Origin of the sequence: Algivirga pacifica (genome assembly GCF_039543525.1) — a bacterium.
Lineage (GTDB): Bacteria > Bacteroidota > Bacteroidia > Cytophagales > Flammeovirgaceae > Algivirga > Algivirga pacifica.
Genome location: NZ_BAABJX010000041.1, coordinates 1 through 627, shown reverse-complemented (window position 1 = coordinate 627; position 627 = coordinate 1). Strand labels below are relative to the sequence as shown.

Below are 627 nucleotides of genomic sequence, written 5' to 3'. Positions count from 1 at the left end.
TTCATCATACTTAGCTAACAGATTTTTTGGCCATTTAGGTCAAACCACTTTCAGACTACTATATTATAAAGTAATTGAGGAAAATGGTGTTTTTATTAATGAAATAATTAATAATCAAGAAGCTAGTAAAGTAAAAACAGCAAAGCCTTGTATAGAATTTGATATTGATTGTTCTAAAAACAGAGGGAAATTTTCAAAGTATATGGCTCCCCCTAATGAAAATGGAGAGTTGATTGACGGTTTTCATAATTATATTGAATTTAAATTAACTAACAGAAATGGATACGTGTCAATTAGTCTATTAGATCTATTAGAGATGGACAATAAGGTGTTAAAGGAATATAAAGTCATTTTTTGTGATGCAGATAAACTTTTAATAGAGGATAGGAAAAAACATGTTTTTGAAATGTATTCTAAATGGTAACCACTGTTCAATCACAGTATATCCAAATAGATAACTAAAAGGCTAGCTGCTCACAGTTGCCTTTCTTTTTCACCCATTGTCAGAACAGGGATCTTAAGGATCTAAAAGATTTACAGGATCTTTATGCTAAGATTACGATGTGATCGAGTAGGGTAAAGTTAGGGACTCTCCCTAACTTCATCCCTCTCACAGAACCGTGCGTA

General features: G+C 31.9%; 1 protein-coding gene. It reads left to right on the top strand.

All coding sequences use genetic code 11. The annotated features are described in order from the left end of the window. Positions 1-424, top strand: a 424-nt coding sequence (locus tag ABD985_RS13665) for a hypothetical protein (protein WP_345372618.1), incomplete at its 5' end; no start/stop codon positions are given. Between the last annotated feature and the right edge of the window lie 203 nt (positions 425-627).